Here is a 17,784-nt window from a genome sequence, read left to right on the forward strand (position 1 = left end):
CTCAAACAAAAAAAGGTGCCCCGCAGGGACACCTTTCTGTCTCGAAGATAAAGGACGCGAGATTACTCTGCATCTTCCTTCTTCTTCGGTTCTGGAGCCAACTCTTCGCCGGTGTCCTGATCGACCATCTTCATCGCAAGGCGGACCTTGCCACGGTCGTCGAAGCCCAGAAGCTTCACGAACACTTCCTGACCTTCCTTCAGCACATCCGACGGATGGTTCAGGCGGCGGTTTTCGATCTGGGACACGTGCACCAGACCGTCACGCTTGCCGAAGAAGTTCACGAAGGCGCCGAAGTCGACGATCTTCACGACCTTGCCCTTGTAGATCTGGCCTTCTTCCGGCTCTGCCACGATCGAATGGATCATGTCATAGGCCTTCTGGATGGCTTCGCCGTTCGGGCTGGCGATCTTGATGATGCCGTCGTCGTTGATGTCGACCTTGGCACCGGACACTTCCACGATCTCGCGAATGACCTTACCGCCCGAACCGATCACTTCACGGATCTTGTCGGTCGGGATTTGCATCGTCTCGATGCGCGGTGCGTGGACGGAGAATTCCTGCGCCCCGGTCAGGGCCTTGTTCATCTCGCCCAGAATATGCATCCGGCCTTCTTTCGCTTGAGCGAGGGCTTTCTTCATGATCTCTGGCGTGATGCCCGCGACCTTGATGTCCATCTGCAACGACGTGATGCCGTTTTCGGTACCCGCCACTTTGAAGTCCATGTCACCAAGGTGATCTTCGTCGCCCAGGATGTCGGTCAGAACCGCGTATGAGCCGTCTTCTTCAAGGATCAAGCCCATCGCAACACCTGCAACCGCAGATTTAAGCGGAACGCCCGCGTCCATCATGGACAAAGAGCCACCACAGACCGACGCCATCGAAGACGAGCCGTTGGATTCCGTGATCTCGGACACGACGCGCACGGTGTACGGGAAGTCCGTTGCCGCTGGCAGAACCGCCTGCAACGCGCGCCATGCGAGCTTGCCGTGGCCGATTTCACGACGTCCGGGAGGGCCCACGCGACCCGCTTCGCCCACCGAATAGGGTGGGAAGTTATAGTGCAGCAGGAAGTTTGACCGATAGTTGCCATGCAACGCGTCGATGATCTGCTCATCGTCGCCGGTGCCCAGCGTGGTAACAACCAGACCTTGCGTTTCACCACGGGTGAAGAGCGCAGAGCCGTGTGTCCGCGGCAGAAGGCCTGTCTCGCACACGATGTCGCGGACTTCGTCCAGCGCACGACCGTCGATCCGCTTGCCTGTCTTGACGACATCACCGCGCAGGATGGACGCTTCGAGCTTTTTCATCGCCGACCCGAGGTTCGGGTCTTCTTGCTGCTCTTCTGTCAGGGCCTCAACGATGGCTGCCTTGGCGTCGGACAGGGCCGTCGTACGTTCCTGCTTATCGGTGATCGCATAAGCGGCGCGGATCTTGTCCTCGCCTGCGGTTTTCACGGCGTCGTACAGCTCGGAATAATCCGGCGGCTGGAAGTCGAACGGCTCTTTCGCCGCGTCTTCTGCCAGATCGATGATCAGGTCGATCACCGGCTGGATTTGCTCATGCGCGAACGTCACAGCGCCCAGCATTTCGTCTTCTGTCAGCTCATAGGCTTCGGATTCGACCATCATCACGGCATCTTTGGTGCCAGCGACAACAAGGTCCAGACGCTGATCCGGGTTGTTTCGCAGCTGGTCCATATCCTCAACTTCTGGGTTCAGGATATACTCGCCATCGGAATAACCCACACGGCAGCACGCAATCGGCCCCATGAACGGCGCGCCAGAAATTGTCAGGGCAGCGGAGGCGGCAATCATCGCAACAACGTCGGGGTCATTGACCAGATCATGGCTCAGCACGGTGCACATCACGAGGACTTCGTGCTTGAAGCCTGGCACAAACAGCGGGCGGATCGGACGGTCGATCAGGCGCGCTGTCAGCGTTTCCTTCTCGGTCGGACGCGCCTCGCGCTTGAAAAAACCACCCGGGACTTTGCCAGCCGCGTAGTACTTTTCTTGATAGTGGACGGTCAGCGGAAAGAAATCCTGACCCGGCTTCGGCTTCTTGGCAAACGTCACGTTGGCCATGACCGAAGTTTCACCGAGGGTCGCAATCACGCTGCCATCGGCCTGACGGGCAACCTTGCCCGTTTCCAGTGTGAGCGTTTCTTCGCCCCACTGCATGCTTTTCGTCACTGTATTAAACATCATCGTTTCCTGTAAGGGAGCGCTCCCGGCCCTCCGGGTCTCCCGTTTGAATGGCGGCCCCATTGCCGCCGACCCCTTCATCCATGTCATGCGCCGGGGTCGAAGCGTCACGTCTCAGATGAGTGCGCCTTACAGGAGATTGCGTTGATTGGAAAGCGGTTTACCGTGTGCGCTCTCAGCCATTTGAAGCACACGACTATAGGTGAAACGGCAGGTGCGAGCACCCTCACCCATTGCCGCCATTTGGTCCGCTATCATTCCTCGCTTCGCGTGATTGATTACGTCGTGCCACATGGCGTCGAAGCTGCACAGGACAGGGGTCAGGTCGCTGCGACCGGCCTGCCAGAAGTAGTCGCGGAAGGCACAGTCAGTGACGGTCAGTTCGATCCTGCCCTCACTGCAGTGTTGTTCCGCCTTCAGCGCGTTGCCCCACATGCGACGCATCCAATCGAGCGGTGAGACCTTTTCGAGGTCGCCGAACGGATCGCGACGGGACCAGAGCCATGCACGAGTCATGCCATACGTCAGTCTTCGCCCAACCGCGCGCAGAGCTTTCTGTACAACGGCAACAGCTTCGGCGCGGTCGCAACCATATTCGTTTTCCAATGCGCTGGCTGACGCGAGCACCGTCGTCGCCAGCGTTTTGGCGAAGCCCTCATCCCTGCCCCACGAGAGGCCTCTTGCTTCATAGCGAGCTTGTTCGCGGTGCAGGTCCGCGTGGCCAAGTCTCGTTCCGCCGACCCTGGCGATTTGCCTTAGGTACGCTGAGACCCAGAGCTTCTCGACAAGCGATTTCATGCTTTCTTGCGCGCCTCGAAATAGCATTTCATCACCGTCTGAAACCGGTGCGCCAGTTCGCGCTGCGCGTCCTTGTCCATCTCCGGTTCGGTCAGGATCGTCCCGATATAGGCGGCGTATTCGATCCGCGCTGCGAACTCTGCGTCGTTTTCCGGAATGTTGTAGCGCTCAGAATAGATGTCGCTTAGGAAGGCCAGCCTGCGCCGGTCGGCGTCTGCCACGCGTCGCGCCAAATCACTGTCACGGCGCGCCAATTCACGAATTCCAAGCTCAAGTCGGTAATCCACATCCATTGCCATCTCGGTAAGCAAGCGGTCTTTTTCTTCCGGATCAAGATCATTGGGAATGGCATCGATAAGTGCTTCTGTCTGCGCCTCGATCCAGTATTCGACCAGTGCCGAAAGGAACGCGGGATGATCTTCGAAATGGTGGTAGAACGAGCCCTTCGTGCGTGCGGCACTTTCGCAGATCGCGTCCAGTTTCAGCGCTTCTGGCCCCAGCTCCGATAACTTCGATAGGGCATGGACCAACCAGTCTTCCTTGGTGAAACGTCGGCGTTTCATACCTGGAAAAGCCCGATTGCGCCGAACGTCGCCACAGGAACGAAGAGCCAGCCCTGCGGGAGTTTGCGATGGCTTTGGCCAATCCGGATGACCAAGCCAATCCCGGTCACGGCAAACGCTGCCGCAAGCAAGGTCACACCCCAAGCCAAAGCGATATCACCGGACCAAGCCGCGTAAGCAAAACCGACGGCCATCGCGGCGATTGCGCAGCTTGTGAAGTGCCAGCACAGGTATTGCGTGTCACGCACCACCGGCACCAATCCGTCGGCACGAAGCAGCGGGGCCGCGATATCCTTTCCGCCAAGAACCAGATGAACGCCAAGCCAGACCGCGCTTAATGCTGCCGCAAGTGAAAACCACATCATGCCAAACTCCATTTCCCATACCTTATTGTATGTTTTGCGAGAACCATCAATACTTTTTGGTATGTTTTTGCGTTTCCACAAAAAAAGGGGCCCGAACCGGCCCCTTTTCAGAGATACTAACTCTATTTGATCAGCGGCGGATGCCCAGACGCTGGATCAGGTCCTGATAGCGCGCTTCGTCTTTGCCTTTGGTGTAGTCCAGAAGCTTACGGCGCTGCGCAACAAGCTTGAGCAGACCACGACGCGAATGATTGTCTTTCTTGTGCGTCTTGAAGTGCTCGGTCAGTGTGGAAATCCGGCTTGTCAGGATCGCAACCTGAACTTCAGGAGAGCCTGTGTCGCCCTCTTTCGTTGCGAATTCCTTGATCAGACGGTTTTTTTCTTCGGCAGTGATCGACATCGGGGTCTCCTTTCGAAGGTTTGTGTGAATGGCACAAGCCGGGATGTCGTCCAGCAGGGCCCATGGAGAATCTCCGCGCGTTGGCGGATGCGGGCGTATAGGCGATAATCCTTGGTTTGGAAAGCCCCCGTAGTGGGCTAGCCCGCGCGGCGCATCCGTGGTTCATCGCGCGCAGTCAGAGCATGCGTTGCGACATGCGCTACGATGCGGCCATCTAACATGACATCCGTCCACTCCGGCCCTTCGACCTCAGACAATTGTAACGCGATGAGGGGCGGCGTCGCCCTTTTCGGATCGACAAGGTTGAGAACGTAAGACTGCGTCTCGTCAAAGTTTTGGAACCGCTGGACAGGCCGACGGATCGGCCTGTCCTCTGGCAATGGCTGGTTGATGCGCCCTTCGCGTCGAAACAGGCCCAAGGCGTGGACCGGGACGTCCGGCCAATCGACCGGCGGATGCGCATAAGGCGAGGGTTTCACAGATGTCGTCCGACGCGGTTCGGCAAAGGTCGTGAGAGAGAGACCAAGCAGCGCCAGAAGACAGATCGAGAAGAACAGCATAACAACCATAATCGTGAGCGATTGCGTCAAGCTCTAGTCTGCAGAGGTAAACGGCGTGTTTTCGCGTGCGTTAGCCAGGCCGCAAAAAAGATAAACTTGTCACGATCAAAGCCCCTCACTCAGGACTGCGCGTTTCTCTTGGCCATACCGTCGGGTTGGTTTCAAAGGAGACATACAGCGGATGGCGGGGATGTCCGTGCTTGGTCAGCCCCAAATGACACGCGTTTTCGGGAAGACTGCGCGCCACTTCCGTAGCGCGATCCCGATGCGCACCATGCGCTCCCCAAGCTGCCACTGTCAGGTCTGCTGCATCTACCCATGATCGGAGCACCGCATCATTGTCTGCGCCAACCGGATCCTCTGCCAACTTCAGGTCAGCCGGCTTGGTCGCACGAAATGCAAAGATATTCGCAACCATCATTGCGCCGTATCCCATCCGCCGCGCCCGGATTTCACATCTGGCCACGGTGGGGTCATTGCGGTGCTCATCTGCCGTGGACGGATTCAGCATCACGAAGAGAACGGACGGCAGGCGCTTGTCCCAAACGCGCGACAGACCATAGCGATACGCATCACATGGTGAATACCACACACGCGAGACGCAGCCCTCGGATGCGTGCATTCTGAAGACCAATCGGTCGCTCAAACTGTTGGGCAACGTCGTCAAGGCGTGACGAAAACCCGTGTCGGATGCACCTCGCCAGCTTTGTACTGTCCGACCGCGACCGGCTCTCCATTGAGCGACACCCAGCATTCATCACCATATTCGACGCCGGAGGCGACAACCATCGCCGGATTGCCGTTCCGCAAACGTGCCGCTGCCTCGGGTGTGCAGGTCAGCTCCGGCAACTCCGTGAGCCCGACTGCAATGGGTTGCACGTACGTGTCCAAATCCGGAGTGCGCGCCAACCTGTCAATCTGCTCAAGGCTTATTCCGTCTTTCGCTTCGAACGGTCCGGACCATGTGCGCCTGAGCCAGGCCACGTGTCCGTAACACCCAAGCAGGTTTCCAAGGTCGCGCGCGATGGACCGCACATATCCCCCCTTGCCGCAGATCATTTGCAGTACCGCGTGGTCAGCATCGGGACGGTCCAGCAGCGTCAGCTCTTCGACCCATAGGGGCCGCGCCGACAGCGTTACATCTTCCCCGTCGCGGGCAAGTTTGTAAGCGCGTTCGCCATCGACCTTGACTGCAGAGAACTTCGGCGGAACCTGATCGATCTCGCCCACGAACCGATGCAGCGCCTCTTTGATGTCGTCATCGGACGGGCGCAGGTCAGAGGTCTGGATTATCTCCCCTTCGGCGTCATCGGTGTTGGTTGCCTGTCCCAGACGCACGGAAAACTCGTACGCCTTTAGCGCATCGGTGATGTAAGGCACTGTTTTCGTGGCTTCTCCAAGCGCGACGGCCAGAACACCGGTTGCGTCGGGGTCCAGTGTCCCCGCGTGCCCTGCCTTCTTCGCGTCCAAGGCCCAGCGCACCTTGTTGACCACCGCCGTCGACGTGATGCCTGCCGGCTTATCCACAACCAGCCAGCCAGAGATATCACGTCCTCTACGTTTTCGCGCCATGTGAAGTGCCTGCCGGATTGGAAGACCGGCGGGGTAACGCAGGCATTTCAGCCTGTCAATTCGAAGAAGGCAGATCAGTCGATTTCGCGCGCTTCGTCGATGAGCATCACCGGGATACCGTCCCGGATCGGAAAAGCCAGATGCGCCGCGTGGCTGATCAGTTCCTGCTTCGCTGCATCGTATTCCAGACGTCCCTGCGTCTGCGGACACACCAGAGCTTCAAGCATCTTGCGGTCGAAACCGGGATCGGTCGTCATTGGAGGATGTCTTCCGATTGACCGCCGCGCAGAGCGTATTCGATCAAGGTCACCAGTGTTTCGCGACGCGTCGACAAGGACGGTGCTTCCAACAGCGCCTGCTTTTCTTCTGGTTCGAAATCCAGAAGCATAGACAGCGAATTGATCAGCAACTCATCATCGGCATCCTTGAGCGTGGCCCAATCGGCTGACAGGTCCCGCGCTGAGAAGTATCGGTCTAGCAGTTCCAGAAAACCGGCTCGGTTGAACCCACGGTCGTGCTCGGGTCCACCCTGGTCACGCTCGAACCCATCCCAGTTCACTTCGAACTTCCGGTAGGGTGTGAAGCCGTCGACCTCATCGCCCAAGCGGAATCGCGAAATACCGCTTAGCGTTACCATATAGCGGCCATCTTCGGTTTCCGAGAATTGCGTCACGCGTCCCGCACAGCCGATGCGGTGAAGCGCGTTGCTGTCACCTTTGGGATGGGCGTTCGGCTGCACCATCCCGATCATGCGCGCCGGCGTTTTCAGGGCGTCTTCAAGCATCTGAAGGTAGCGCGGCTCGAAAAGGTGCAAGGGCAAGCGTGCACGAGGCAGCAAAAGCGCCCCGGGCAACGGAAACACGGGGATGGAACCCGGAAGGTCAGAGACGCGTGTCATGCCCACAGACGTAGCCCCAACGACCCGTCAGGCAAATATCATCGAACTCAATTTACGACGCCCGTTAAGGGCAACCGGATCGTTCGGCTTAAGGGCGTCGAAAACCGTCATCAACTGTGCTTTCGCGGCGCCGTCATTCCATTCCCGATCCCGGCGGAAAAGCTCCAGCAAATGATCGACGGCGGCCTGGCCGTTACCGGCTGCGTAGAGCGCCTGAGCAAGATCGAAACGCGCCTGATGATTGTCCGGGTTTGCCTCCACTTCCGCCTCGAGTTCGGCGACCGGGCCGGAATTCGCGGCTTGCTTGGCGAGTTCGAGTTGCGCGTGGGCGGCCTCGATTTCGGCACTGCCCGAGATCTCTGCAGGCGCGCCGTTGAGGATTGCTTCGGCCTGTTCCAATTCGCCCATGGCGATATGCGCCCGAACAAGACCCCCATAGGCGCCTGCGTGGTTCGGGTCTTCCTGCAGGATCGCCGCAAAGGTCTGAGCCGCATCGACAGCCGCGCCCGTTTCGAGCATCTCTTCCGCCGCCGCCACGGCATCGTCCAGACCGCCGCTGGCGTCTCCGCCCGCTGCTTTGACGACGCGGTCAACAAAGGCCTTGATTTCGGAGGCTGGCTGCGCCCCTTGGAACATGTCGATGGGACGTCCCTGCACGAATGCCACCACCGTAGGGATCGACTGGATCGGCAAACCCTGCTGCGCCAATGCCTGCACAAGGCCCTGTGCCTCATCGACATTGACCTTCGCCATCTTGACCGCGCCGCGCACCTCTTTCACCGCCGCCTCGAGTTGAGGACCAAGCGTCTTGCACGGGCCGCACCAAGGTGCCCAGAAATCGACAATCACCGGCGTTTGCATGCTGGCTTCGACGACGTCTGCCATGAAGCCCTGCTCCGAGACGTCTTTGATCAGATCGGTGTCTGCCGGGCCTTGTCCGAGTTCGATCATTGCTGTCTCCTAAGCGTTCCGATTGCGTTGGGGCTTAGATGGCGCAGCGCACACTGCGTTGCAAGTGGTAGCCGGCAAGCAGAGCGTCTATTCGCGCCGCAACCGCCTCTGGATGGGTGATCGGCACCATGTGCCCGGCCCCTTGAATGACAGCGTCGGTTGCCTTCGGAATGCGCGCGGCAAGGGCCGCATGGATGGCAGGGATGATCGGGTTCGTCTCGCTTCCTCGGATCAGACAGGTCGGACAGGTGATGTTTTCCAGTCCATCTGGTTTCAGAAGGCCTGCACTATCGTGAAGGAGTATGGCCTCTGTATCCCGGATGAAATGCATCTGGTTTGCGAAGGCCGCGCGTTCCTTCTCGCTCAAACTGTCCCATGCACGCCCGTCGCCCCAAACGCGCGTGAATTCCTGCGCGGCCGTGTCCCAATCCTCGGTTTGTAGCGCGGTGCTGAAACCTGCTTCTTCCACTATGTACGTTTTCAGCGCGGCGGGCTCACTGTTTCGCGCGGCGGCGAAGAGTACCGGTTCGATAAGCGTCACGCTCCGCACCCGGTCGGGTTCTTCCATTGCAACGCGCAGTGCGACGGTCGCACCAAAACTGTGCCCGATCAGATGCGCGCCGTCGCCAAGACAGTCTTTGGCAATCGCGGTGACCTGATCGTGAATGTCGCAACGGTTGTCCCACGCTGCGCTGCGACCATGCCCCGGCATATCCGGGGCAACCATCGTGAGCCTATCGGACAAGAGCTGCGCCAATCGCCCCCACGCTTTCGAATGCGCCAACGCGCAATGCATAAGAACCGCCGGTTCCGGCCCTTCGCCGAAGCGACGCAAAAAGACCGGAAAGCCGCCTTTGTCGACCAAGTGCGTCAAAGCTTGCCGGAGAGGTAGAGATCCAGATCCGCGATCCGGTCCTGCCCCCAAAACCGCTCGTCAGTGTCGGTGATATAGAACGGCGCGCCGAAAACCCCCCGCGACACGGCTTCTTCGAGGTTGGCGGCGTAGGTTTCGGCCCCAGCCAATAATCCGCTGTCGGCCAGAGCCGGATCGAAGCCTGCGTCTTCCAGCGTCGCGCGGACGATGTCATCTTGCGAGATGTCCTTTTCTTCGGCCCAAACGGCGCGCAAGAAGCCATGCGTCAGCTTGCCAAGGTCGCCGCCTCCCGCGTTCTGCGCGGCAATGATGGCGTAGGACGACGGCGCGCCATTGGTCGGCCAGAACGCAGGCTGCAGGTTCAACGGCATCCCAAGCTTCTTCGATTGACGCGTCAATTCCTGCGCACGCAGTTCCATGCGGCTTGGATGCCGTTCCTTGGGCGGTGTGCCACCGGTGCGTCCGAACAAGGCAACAACGTCAAGCGGCTTGTACGTGATCGTCGCGCCGTGCTTTGCCGCCACCTCTTCCATGCGGGTCCCGGCAAGGTAGGCGTATGGCGACAGTGTTGAGAAAAAGTAATCAATGTGGGCCATTCGGCGTCCTCCCCGCGTGTTCGCTTTGCGCGACGGTAGGCGCATGCTAAGGCGAGCGCAACGTCACGAATCTGTCATATCCGACTGCCACGGAGCCCCTTTCATGCCATCCATCGTCGAACCCAAGCTCATTTCGGGCAACGCCAACATGCCTCTTGCGAAAGGGATCGCCCGGCGGATGTCGATGTATCGCGGAATGAACGTCGGCTTGGTGGATGCGCGGGTCGAGCGGTTCAACGATCAGGAAGTCTTTGTCGAGGTGTTCGAGAATGTTCGCGGCGAGGATATGTTCATCATCCAGCCAACCTCGAATCCGGCGAACGACAACCTGATGGAACTGCTCATCATGTCGGATGCGCTACGCCGGTCCTCGGCTTCGCGGATCACGGCGGTCATCCCCTATTTCGGCTATGCACGCCAGGATCGTCGGTCCAAAGCGCGCACGCCGATCAGCGCAAAACTGGTCGCCAACATGATCGTCGAGGCGGGCATTGAACGGGTTCTGACAATGGACCTGCACGCGGCGCAGATCCAGGGTTTCTTCGACATTCCCGTGGACAACCTCTACGCCTCGCCGATCTTCGCGCTCGACATTCTGCACCAGTTCAAGGACGGCGTGAAAGACGTCATGGTGGTGTCGCCTGATGTCGGGGGTGTGGCCCGGGCCCGCGAGTTGGCGAAACGGATCAACGCGCCGCTGTCCATTGTCGACAAGCGCCGCGAGAAGCCGGGCGAGGTGGCAGAGATGACCGTGATCGGCGATGTGACTGGCAAGAAATGTATCATCGTCGACGACATCTGCGACACAGCAGGAACGCTCTGCAAAGCCGCCGAAGTGCTGATGGAGCATGGCGCGACCGAGGTTCATTCCTACATCACCCATGGCGTCCTAAGCGGGCCGGCGGTGGATCGGATCACCAAATCGGTCATGAAATCCTTGGTCATCACTGACAGCATTCAGGCCACGGGCCCGGTGGCGGAGGCCAAGAACATCCGGATCGTCCCGACCGCGCCGATGTTCGCGCAGGCGATCCTGAACATCTGGAATGGCACGTCCGTGTCATCCCTTTTCGAGACGGACACACTCGGGCCGATCTACGAGGGTATTCTGTAAAGCCCCTGCGCAGGTGGGTCCCTCCGCCGCGCTTCGCAATTCAAACTAAATTAGAAAACCGCAAACAACAGGTGACCACGATGTGGTCGCCTGTTGTTGATTGCGTGTTTCAGGCGCTTCCGATCCACAACCGGTTTCGGGGGGTTCCGTGAGGTCGGCTGCAGACCGGAAGCTTGTGAGCAAGACAGAGATGCAACCCAACTCTCCCGCTCTCAATGTTATTATCAATGTTAGTATTTAAGTCAATAACATTGTAAATAACATGGTCATTGACTGAATCTGGTCCATTGCTATGCAGATCGTGTGACTACAGAAGCGTCAAATCGGCCGGTTCGCAGAACTGCCAAAGATATCCGCCGCGAAGAAACGCGCGCGCGTCTTCTCGACGCTGCAAAAAACCTTTTTGCCGAACATGACTACGATTCCGTCACGGTTACTGAAATTGCCCGCGAGGCGGGCGTCACCCACGGAATGATCAACGTGTACTTCGGTGGCAAACCGGGGCTGCTCTACGAAATCATCCGGCAGACCAACGCGCTCCAATATGACGACACGCTGAACGTCGCTGCAGAAGAGGACTCAGCGCTCAAACAGTTGGAACGCACCTTGTTCTCATGGATCGACGGCGACACCGAGGATACGCGACTGCTGGCCGTCATGCAGTCATATTCATGGGTCTGGCCAAGCGAGACGGAACTCGACAACCAGACTGTCCGTTCCGGGTTCAAAGCCGTGATTGCGAAGATCGTGTCAAATGGAAGCGGCTCTGGGGAATTCCGATCTTCGCTCGACCCGCACCATACCGCCCGATCGATCTGGGCGATCTACACTTGGGGCATCCGCGCAGCAATTTTCCAGGGTGCCACCGCGCTCGAATGCCACACAGAGATCATGCTGCAGGTGCGCCAACTCGTCCTCGCTGATCCATGACGTCATCGGCACCCTAACCGAGTGGTGTCGCGGGTGACCTGTTTCCGTCGCGCTTTTGCTTGATCCATCCTCTCTTCCGGTTGACGCTGCACTGACTGTTCAAGGAGTGCGGAATGCCGATTGAAAACGCCCCTTTCTCTCAAACGGAATACGACCGCCGGATCGCGCTCACTCGGGGCGCAATGGCCAACGCGGGGCTGGATGCGCTGTTCGTCACCGATCCCTCCAATCAAGCCTGGCTGACCGGGTATGACGGATGGTCCTTCTACGTGCATCAGGGTGTCCTGCTGCGCATGGACGGCGAACCGGTCTGGTGGGGCCGTCACATGGATATGCTAGGCGGACGGCGCACCTGCTGGATGCATGATGACAATGTCCTTGGTTACGGCGATCACTACGTGCAATCAACCGTGCGACATCCCATGCAGGACCTCGCGGCGCGCATCGCGGCGATGGGCCTGGACCGGGCGCGCATCGGTGTCGAAATGGAGAACTACTACTACTCCGCAAAGGCTCACGCCGTACTTGGTGCGGAATTGCCGGACGCCACACTGATCGACGCCACCGCGCTAGTGAATTGGCAGCGGATCGTCAAATCTGATGAGGAGCTGGCTTTCATTCGCAAAGCCGCACGGATTTCGGATAAGATCGTTCAGACCGCCATCGACAGGGCGGAACCGGGTCTGCGAAAGAACGACCTTGTGGCGGACATCTTTCATGCCGGCATCACCGGTGTGGATGAGATCTGGGGCGACTATCCTGCCATCGTCCCGCTTACACCTTCTGGTCTGGATGCCACAGCGGCACACCTGACATGGAACGGCGACCCGATGCGCTCAGGTGAGGCGACATTCTTTGAACTCTCGGGGTGTTACCGCCGCTATCATGCGCCGCTCTGTCGAACCGTCTTCCTTGGCACCCCGCCGCAGGAGATGCTGGACGCCGAAAAGGCACAGCTTGAGGGCATCGCCGCCGGTCTGGACGCCGCCCGCGCGGGAAACAGGACCTGCGACATCGCAAATGCTTTCATCGACGTGCTCAAGACACACGGTATCCACCGTGAAGGCCGCTGCGGCTATCCCATCGGGCTCAGCTATCCCCCCGATTGGGGTGAGCGCACCGCGTCCATTCGGCCCGAGGACGAAACCGTTCTGCAACCTGGAATGACCTTTCATTTCATGCCAGCGCTGTGGATGGACACCTGGGGATTGGAGACAACCGAGACGATCCTCATCACGGAAACCGGTCCTGCCGAGCCGTTCTGTACCGTCGAACGCAAGCTTTTTGTGAAACCCTGAGCGATGGATGCCCTGAACCGAAGTATCGACATCCTGCGCGAGTTGATCGCGTTCCCGACCGTATCGACCGACAGCAATCTCGATATGATTCAACACATGGCCGGTTTGTTGGAGGAGGCAGGTGCACGCTGCGAACTGATCGCTGCGCCGTGCGGGACCAAGGCCAACCTCTTCGCAACGCTCGGGCCGGAGCGGGATGGAGGAATCCTCTTGTCCGGCCACAGCGACGTCGTCCCGGTAAGCGATCAGGAGTGGACCAGCGATCCGTTCGCCATGGAGGAGCGCGACGGGCGGCTCTACGGGCGTGGGACCTGCGACATGAAAGGCTTTATTGCCGCGACGCTCGCCCTCGCCCCAGTGTTTGCGGCACGTGTCAAAGACCGGCCGCTGCACTTCTCGTTCACCTATGACGAGGAAACCGGCTGCCTTGGCGCACAGCATCTGTCGGAAGTTCTGAAAGCCAAGGGCCTGACGCCCGGTGTGGCCATCGTCGGCGAACCAACCGAGATGCGCATCATCGACGGACACAAGGGATGCTACGAGTACACGACGCGCTTTTCCGGCTTGCCCGGTCACGGATCGCTGCCCGATCAAGGCGTCAATGCGGTCGAATATGCGGTGCGCTACGTGAATCACCTGCTTGGCCTGAAAGACGCACTGCGCTCCCGCGCCCCGGCGATGTCGGGCTTCGATCCCCCCTGGACCACAGTGAACGTCGGCGCGCTTACTGGCGGGGTTGCCCATAACGTGATCGCCCCAACAGCGCAGGTCGATTGGGAGATGCGGCCGGTACAGATTGAAGACGCGACTTTCGTCAAAGACAGCCTTCATCGCTTTTGTTCCGAGGAACTCCTTCCTCGCATGCGAGCAATCCACCCGGACGCAAGCATTGAGACCGAGGTGATCGGCGAGGTCGCCGGCCTCGAACCCGCCGACGACAACGAAGCCCGCCGGATCGTGTCGGAATTGACCGGGGCCAACACGTCCGACCTCGTGTCCTTCGGCACGGAGGCCGGCATCTTTCAGGCCCTCGGTATGAATGTTGTCGTCTGTGGTCCGGGTTCTATAGAACAGGCGCACAAGGCCGACGAATACCTCGCCATCGATCAGCTGGGTCAATGCGTCCGGATGCTGGAACGTCTCGCTGAACGGCTGTGATTGGTAGGTCGAACCGGTATGTCCGACCTACGCTCCCATGATGCGCTTGCGTCGTTCCCTGATCTTCACGTCGGCTGCGACAGTTCCGTCATGAAACGATCCAAAGAGTTTGTCCCACGGAATCTCCAGTGACCCGTAATTGCACTCGAAATATCGGTGATGCATTTGGTGGTGAAATGTCCCCAGCTTCAACCGGTTCTCATCCTTCACGAGAAGCCCCTCGAACCCGGTATGCGTCGTGGCCGCCGTGAGCGTGTAGTATTGCAGGTGATACAGGATATGCACCGGGTGGGCCGGAACAATGAAGTGAATCAGCACCGAGCCCAGAAAGATCACATGCTCCACCGGGTGCATCGACAGACCTGACCACGGACCGACATTGATGTTGCGGTGATGCAGGGCATGCACGTGTTTGTAGAGAACCGGCACGTGTAACAGACGGTGGATCCAGTAGAAGTAAAAACTCTCCCAGATCGGAATGAGCAGGAACAACAGCACGAACCACACTGGGTGCGCTGCCCAAGTCAGCATCGGCGCGTAGCCATTTGCCAAGGCCCAGAAGAGGAGCACTTCATAGGCCGTCCAGATCGTCACGCCGCTCGCCAGCGTCCAGAACATGTTGTCCCGGATCTGACCACCCAGCGTGAACTGCCGCCCATCCTTCATCAGCGGGCGCGGATCGAATTTCAGTCGCTGGCCTTGTTTGGTGAAGGTGTAGAAATACAGGTGGAGCCCGCCCGCGACGACCGTCATCAGCACGAGGTTGCGTACAAACATCTCTGCAATCCAACCGACCGCGAGTGTGCGTGTTTCTTCCAGCGGCGGCTGAAACCATGTCAGTGAAACGAATGCGATAGCGACGATGATGAGCTTCTCGGAGATCAGAAACCAAGAATTCCAGAACCAGAGCGCAATCTCTTTCGGCCGCAGGGGCCACCGAAAAAGCGGCGACACCTGAATTGGAACGTCCGGAACATGGTTCCATCCTTTGAACGGTGCATCGGCCACGCGTTGGTTTCCCTCGCAAAGGTGACAACACATCGAAGATGGCACACTCGAAGGTCAGTGTATGTAGACACTCCGCATCAGTCCGAAAATTCCCTGCGAACTATGGGACATCCCAGTCGTCTTCGTTGTCGATTGCGCCGATGGCGATCCAGGACATCCGGACACGCGCAACCTTTGTGTCGAGCCATGTGCGAAAGATGGCTTCAAAGCCTGTCTCTGAAACTTTCTCTGCCGAAATATCCGCCCGCACGTTATGTGCGCTGTCCATATCCCAGAGCGTCAGCGACACGTGGACCAGAGGCGGTAACGAGAATGGACGTTCGAAGGCGATCCATTGGCTGCGCGACCGAGCGCCCTCGCCGGTCCACATCTCACCGCCTTCTTCGAAGTCCGAGAAAAGGTCCACTGATCCCTGCGCGATCCCGACCCGTGCGCTGTCGATCACTTGCATACTACCGCCTCACACACTGCGGTGCCGGACACTCCGGCTTCACCCGCCACTAAACGAAAAAAGCCCCGCATTGCTGCGAGGCTCATGATAAACAAACCGATACCGTCCTCAGAGCGACGGCTGTTTCGGCGACAAACCGATATGAGTCCCAACCGCGACCATATCCGCCAAAAGCTTGGCAGCATCATCTACCGGGCCCGGCTCGTTCTTGAAGGCTTCCTTGGTCTGGTTGTAGGCGTTCTGCGCCTCGTCGACCATCGCTTCGTAAGCAGCCTGATCCACGTCCCCTTTCGGCACCGCACGTTCGGCGAGAACGGACAGGCTTTCGCCAAGCTCGGCGAAGCCGCCGGTCACAACGAATTCCTCTGTGCCCTTCTCGGTCTCGACAGAAAGAATGCCTGGACGCAACGTGGTGATCAGCGGCGCGTGGTTCGGCATCGCCGTCATGTCGCCGTCGGCACCGGGGATCTGCACAGATTTGACCTGCGCGGACATGAGGCTGCGCTCGGGGCTGACCAGATCGAATTGCATGGTGTCTGCCATGTCAGAACTCCTCTTGGGTCACGCCCCTCGCGAAAAGCTCCGCGAGGAGCGATGAGCGCCTGGTTAAGCGGCTTCCGCAGCCATTTTCTCGGCCTTGGCTTTCACTTCGTCGATGCCGCCCACCATGTAAAAGGCCGCTTCGGGCAAGTGGTCATACTCGCCAGCGACAACAGCCTTGAAGGACGAAATCGTGTCTTCGAGCGGAACCTGAACACCGTCGGACCCGGTGAACACCTTCGCCACGTCGAACGGCTGCGACAGGAAGCGCTGGATCTTACGCGCACGGGCCACGGTCATTTTGTCTTCTTCGGACAGTTCGTCCATGCCGAGAATCGCGATGATGTCCTGAAGCGACTTGTAGCGCTGCAGGATACCCTGAACGTCACGTGCCACCTGGTAGTGCTCTTCACCCACGATCTGCGGGTCCATAAGGCGCGAGTTGGAATCGAGCGGGTCCACCGCCGGGTAGATGCCAAGCTCGGAAATCGCACGGGACAGAACGGTTGTCGCATCGAGGTGCGCAAAGGTCGTTGCAGGTGCAGGGTCGGTGAGGTCGTCCGCAGGGACGTACACGGCCTGAATGGAGGTAATGGAACCTGCCTTTGTCGATGTGATGCGTTCCTGCATCTGGCCCATGTCGGTCGCCAATGTCGGCTGGTAGCCCACAGCAGATGGGATACGACCGAGCAGAGCGGACACTTCGGAACCAGCCTGTGTGAAGCGGAAGATGTTGTCGACGAAGAACAGTACGTCGGTTCCGGACGCGTCACGGAACTGTTCCGCAAGCGTCAGACCTGTCAGAGCAACACGCGCACGCGCACCGGGAGGTTCGTTCATCTGACCGTACACAAGCGCCACTTGGCTTTCCGCCAAGTTGTCCGGCTTGATCACGTTGGATTCAATCATCTCGTGGTAAAGGTCGTTGCCCTCGCGGGTCCGTTCGCCAACGCCCGCGAACACGGAATATCCGGAGTGCACTTTCGCGATGTTGTTGATCAATTCCATGATGAGAACGGTCTTGCCCACACCGGCACCGCCGAAGAGACCGATTTTACCGCCCTTGGAGTAGGGGGCGAGGAGGTCGATGACCTTGATACCTGTCACGAGGATTTCCGACTCGGTCGACTGCTCCGCGAATTCGGGTGCAGCCGCGTGGATCGGGCGGGTTTCGTCCGCTTCGACCGGGCCACCTTCGTCGACCGGCTCACCAACAACGTTCAGGATGCGGCCCAGTGTTGCTGTGCCCACCGGCACCGAAATCGGGCCGTCCTGATCCACAACTTCCTGGCCACGCACGAGACCTTCAGTCGCGTCCATCGCGATCGTCCGGACGGTGTTCTCGCCCAGGTGCTGCGCCACTTCCAACACCAGCTTCTTGCCGTTGTTGTCCGTTGTCAGCGCGTTCAAAATAGCCGGCAGATGGTCGTCGAACTGAACGTCCACGACGGCGCCGATCACCTGCGTGATTTTGCCTTTTGCGTTTGCCATCTAGTTAACC

21 protein-coding genes are annotated in these 17,784 nt (G+C 59.0%); 4 read left to right on the forward strand and 17 right to left on the reverse strand.

From position 1 onward, the window contains the following. Positions 1 to 62 precede the first annotated feature (62 nt). From pnp to BUA42_RS09805, 13 genes are all read right to left on the reverse strand, one after another. The gene (pnp, locus tag BUA42_RS09745; RefSeq protein WP_072778378.1) at positions 63 to 2,207 is read right to left on the reverse strand and encodes a polyribonucleotide nucleotidyltransferase; all 2,145 of its coding nucleotides are present in this window, start codon (positions 2,205 to 2,207) and stop codon (positions 63 to 65) included. A gap of 129 nt (positions 2,208 to 2,336) precedes the next feature. Next, complete coding sequence (locus BUA42_RS09750) at positions 2,337 to 3,005, reverse strand: L-2-amino-thiazoline-4-carboxylic acid hydrolase (protein ID WP_072777568.1); 669 nt, start codon at positions 3,003 to 3,005, stop codon at positions 2,337 to 2,339. Continuing rightward, positions 3,002 to 3,568, reverse strand: coding sequence for a TetR/AcrR family transcriptional regulator (locus BUA42_RS09755; protein WP_072777569.1), 567 nt, complete (start codon positions 3,566 to 3,568; stop codon positions 3,002 to 3,004). The genes BUA42_RS09750 and BUA42_RS09755 overlap by 4 nt, the downstream gene beginning before the upstream one ends. After that, on the reverse strand, positions 3,565 to 3,933 hold the full coding sequence (locus BUA42_RS09760; protein WP_072778380.1) for a hypothetical protein: 369 nt from the start codon (positions 3,931 to 3,933) through the stop codon (positions 3,565 to 3,567). Before BUA42_RS09760 ends, BUA42_RS09755 begins: the two co-directional genes overlap by 4 nt. 130 nt (positions 3,934 to 4,063) lie before the next feature. Further along, a complete protein-coding gene (rpsO, locus tag BUA42_RS09765) occupies positions 4,064 to 4,333 on the reverse strand; it encodes a 30S ribosomal protein S15 (protein ID WP_072777570.1) in 270 nt (89 codons plus the stop codon). 137 nt (positions 4,334 to 4,470) lie between these two features. Beyond that, positions 4,471 to 4,902: a hypothetical protein gene (locus BUA42_RS09770; RefSeq protein ID WP_072777571.1), complete on the reverse strand. Its 432-nt coding sequence runs from the start codon at positions 4,900 to 4,902 to the stop codon at positions 4,471 to 4,473. A 106-nt stretch (positions 4,903 to 5,008) separates the two neighbouring features. After that, positions 5,009 to 5,515 (reverse strand): DUF1643 domain-containing protein, encoded by a 507-nt coding sequence (locus BUA42_RS09775; protein ID WP_072777572.1) that lies wholly within the window; start codon positions 5,513 to 5,515, stop codon positions 5,009 to 5,011. 41 nt (positions 5,516 to 5,556) lie between these two features. Next, the gene (gene truB / locus BUA42_RS09780; protein WP_072777573.1) at positions 5,557 to 6,465 is read right to left on the reverse strand and encodes a tRNA pseudouridine(55) synthase TruB; all 909 of its coding nucleotides are present in this window, start codon (positions 6,463 to 6,465) and stop codon (positions 5,557 to 5,559) included. A 74-nt stretch (positions 6,466 to 6,539) separates the two neighbouring features. Beyond that, the gene (locus BUA42_RS09785; RefSeq protein ID WP_072777574.1) at positions 6,540 to 6,722 is read right to left on the reverse strand and encodes a Trm112 family protein; all 183 of its coding nucleotides are present in this window, start codon (positions 6,720 to 6,722) and stop codon (positions 6,540 to 6,542) included. Further along, positions 6,719 to 7,363, reverse strand: a complete 645-nt coding sequence (locus tag BUA42_RS09790; protein WP_072777575.1) for an LON peptidase substrate-binding domain-containing protein — start codon at positions 7,361 to 7,363, stop codon at positions 6,719 to 6,721. Before BUA42_RS09790 ends, BUA42_RS09785 begins: the two co-directional genes overlap by 4 nt. A gap of 27 nt (positions 7,364 to 7,390) precedes the next feature. Then, positions 7,391 to 8,314 carry a thioredoxin family protein gene (locus BUA42_RS09795; RefSeq protein ID WP_072777576.1) on the reverse strand — a complete coding sequence of 308 codons (924 nt, stop codon included), beginning with the start codon at positions 8,312 to 8,314 and terminating at the stop codon, positions 7,391 to 7,393. A 34-nt stretch (positions 8,315 to 8,348) separates the two neighbouring features. After that, the gene (locus tag BUA42_RS09800; protein WP_084066187.1) at positions 8,349 to 9,179 is read right to left on the reverse strand and encodes an alpha/beta fold hydrolase; all 831 of its coding nucleotides are present in this window, start codon (positions 9,177 to 9,179) and stop codon (positions 8,349 to 8,351) included. 5 nt (positions 9,180 to 9,184) lie between these two features. Continuing rightward, positions 9,185 to 9,784, reverse strand: a complete 600-nt coding sequence (locus BUA42_RS09805; protein ID WP_072777577.1) for a 2-hydroxychromene-2-carboxylate isomerase — start codon at positions 9,782 to 9,784, stop codon at positions 9,185 to 9,187. A gap of 103 nt (positions 9,785 to 9,887) precedes the next feature. Between BUA42_RS09805 and BUA42_RS09810 the strand changes: the two genes are divergently transcribed. From BUA42_RS09810 to argE, 4 genes are all read left to right on the forward strand, one after another. After that, on the forward strand, positions 9,888 to 10,898 hold the full coding sequence (locus tag BUA42_RS09810) for a ribose-phosphate pyrophosphokinase (RefSeq protein WP_072777578.1): 1,011 nt from the start codon (positions 9,888 to 9,890) through the stop codon (positions 10,896 to 10,898). A gap of 303 nt (positions 10,899 to 11,201) precedes the next feature. Then, entirely contained in the window at positions 11,202 to 11,828 is a 627-nt protein-coding gene (locus tag BUA42_RS09815) for a TetR/AcrR family transcriptional regulator (RefSeq protein ID WP_072777579.1), read from the forward strand. Between the two features lie 113 nt (positions 11,829 to 11,941). Further along, positions 11,942 to 13,126 (forward strand): M24 family metallopeptidase, encoded by a 1,185-nt coding sequence (locus tag BUA42_RS09820; RefSeq protein WP_072777580.1) that lies wholly within the window; start codon positions 11,942 to 11,944, stop codon positions 13,124 to 13,126. Positions 13,127 to 13,129: 3 nt separating this feature from the next. Next, entirely contained in the window at positions 13,130 to 14,284 is a 1,155-nt protein-coding gene (gene argE / locus BUA42_RS09825; RefSeq protein WP_072777581.1) for an acetylornithine deacetylase, read from the forward strand. Positions 14,285 to 14,311: 27 nt separating this feature from the next. On the opposite strand, the gene BUA42_RS09830 is transcribed toward argE, so the two are convergent. From BUA42_RS09830 to atpD, 4 genes are all read right to left on the reverse strand, one after another. Next, positions 14,312 to 15,325, reverse strand: a complete 1,014-nt coding sequence (locus BUA42_RS09830; RefSeq protein ID WP_072777582.1) for a sterol desaturase family protein — start codon at positions 15,323 to 15,325, stop codon at positions 14,312 to 14,314. A gap of 67 nt (positions 15,326 to 15,392) precedes the next feature. Further along, the gene (locus BUA42_RS09835) at positions 15,393 to 15,743 is read right to left on the reverse strand and encodes an H-type lectin domain-containing protein (protein WP_072777583.1); all 351 of its coding nucleotides are present in this window, start codon (positions 15,741 to 15,743) and stop codon (positions 15,393 to 15,395) included. A gap of 108 nt (positions 15,744 to 15,851) precedes the next feature. Continuing rightward, positions 15,852 to 16,286: a F0F1 ATP synthase subunit epsilon gene (locus tag BUA42_RS09840; RefSeq protein ID WP_072777584.1), complete on the reverse strand. Its 435-nt coding sequence runs from the start codon at positions 16,284 to 16,286 to the stop codon at positions 15,852 to 15,854. A gap of 63 nt (positions 16,287 to 16,349) precedes the next feature. After that, positions 16,350 to 17,774, reverse strand: a complete 1,425-nt coding sequence (gene atpD / locus BUA42_RS09845) for a F0F1 ATP synthase subunit beta (protein WP_072777585.1) — start codon at positions 17,772 to 17,774, stop codon at positions 16,350 to 16,352. Positions 17,775 to 17,784 lie beyond the last annotated feature (10 nt).

It is taken from the genome of Marivita hallyeonensis (assembly GCF_900129875.1).
GTDB lineage: Bacteria > Pseudomonadota > Alphaproteobacteria > Rhodobacterales > Rhodobacteraceae > Marivita > Marivita hallyeonensis.

What these genes read in the sequence shown, in the direction of transcription:
- BUA42_RS09840 (WP_072777584.1), bottom strand. Translation starts at nt 16,286, where the DNA reads ATGGCAGACACCATGCAATTCGATCTGGTCAGCCCCGAGCGCAGCCTC.
- BUA42_RS09805 (WP_072777577.1), bottom strand. Translation starts at nt 9,784, where the DNA reads ATGGCCCACATTGATTACTTTTTCTCAACACTGTCGCCATACGCCTAC.
- BUA42_RS09835 (WP_072777583.1), bottom strand. Translation starts at nt 15,743, where the DNA reads ATGCAAGTGATCGACAGCGCACGGGTCGGGATCGCGCAGGGATCAGTG.
- BUA42_RS09760 (WP_072778380.1), bottom strand. Translation starts at nt 3,933, where the DNA reads ATGATGTGGTTTTCACTTGCGGCAGCATTAAGCGCGGTCTGGCTTGGC.
- BUA42_RS09770 (WP_072777571.1), bottom strand. Translation starts at nt 4,902, where the DNA reads ATGGTTGTTATGCTGTTCTTCTCGATCTGTCTTCTGGCGCTGCTTGGT.
- BUA42_RS09750 (WP_072777568.1), bottom strand. Translation starts at nt 3,005, where the DNA reads ATGAAATCGCTTGTCGAGAAGCTCTGGGTCTCAGCGTACCTAAGGCAA.
- BUA42_RS09785 (WP_072777574.1), bottom strand. Translation starts at nt 6,722, where the DNA reads ATGACGACCGATCCCGGTTTCGACCGCAAGATGCTTGAAGCTCTGGTG.
- rpsO (WP_072777570.1), bottom strand. Translation starts at nt 4,333, where the DNA reads ATGTCGATCACTGCCGAAGAAAAAAACCGTCTGATCAAGGAATTCGCA.
- BUA42_RS09775 (WP_072777572.1), bottom strand. Translation starts at nt 5,515, where the DNA reads ATGCACGCATCCGAGGGCTGCGTCTCGCGTGTGTGGTATTCACCATGT.
- argE (WP_072777581.1), top strand. Translation starts at nt 13,130, where the DNA reads ATGGATGCCCTGAACCGAAGTATCGACATCCTGCGCGAGTTGATCGCG.
- BUA42_RS09790 (WP_072777575.1), bottom strand. Translation starts at nt 7,363, where the DNA reads ATGACACGCGTCTCTGACCTTCCGGGTTCCATCCCCGTGTTTCCGTTG.
- BUA42_RS09795 (WP_072777576.1), bottom strand. Translation starts at nt 8,314, where the DNA reads ATGATCGAACTCGGACAAGGCCCGGCAGACACCGATCTGATCAAAGAC.
- BUA42_RS09830 (WP_072777582.1), bottom strand. Translation starts at nt 15,325, where the DNA reads ATGTGTTGTCACCTTTGCGAGGGAAACCAACGCGTGGCCGATGCACCG.
- truB (WP_072777573.1), bottom strand. Translation starts at nt 6,465, where the DNA reads ATGGCGCGAAAACGTAGAGGACGTGATATCTCTGGCTGGCTGGTTGTG.
- pnp (WP_072778378.1), bottom strand. Translation starts at nt 2,207, where the DNA reads ATGTTTAATACAGTGACGAAAAGCATGCAGTGGGGCGAAGAAACGCTC.
- BUA42_RS09755 (WP_072777569.1), bottom strand. Translation starts at nt 3,568, where the DNA reads ATGAAACGCCGACGTTTCACCAAGGAAGACTGGTTGGTCCATGCCCTA.
- atpD (WP_072777585.1), bottom strand. Translation starts at nt 17,774, where the DNA reads ATGGCAAACGCAAAAGGCAAAATCACGCAGGTGATCGGCGCCGTCGTG.
- BUA42_RS09820 (WP_072777580.1), top strand. Translation starts at nt 11,942, where the DNA reads ATGCCGATTGAAAACGCCCCTTTCTCTCAAACGGAATACGACCGCCGG.
- BUA42_RS09810 (WP_072777578.1), top strand. Translation starts at nt 9,888, where the DNA reads ATGCCATCCATCGTCGAACCCAAGCTCATTTCGGGCAACGCCAACATG.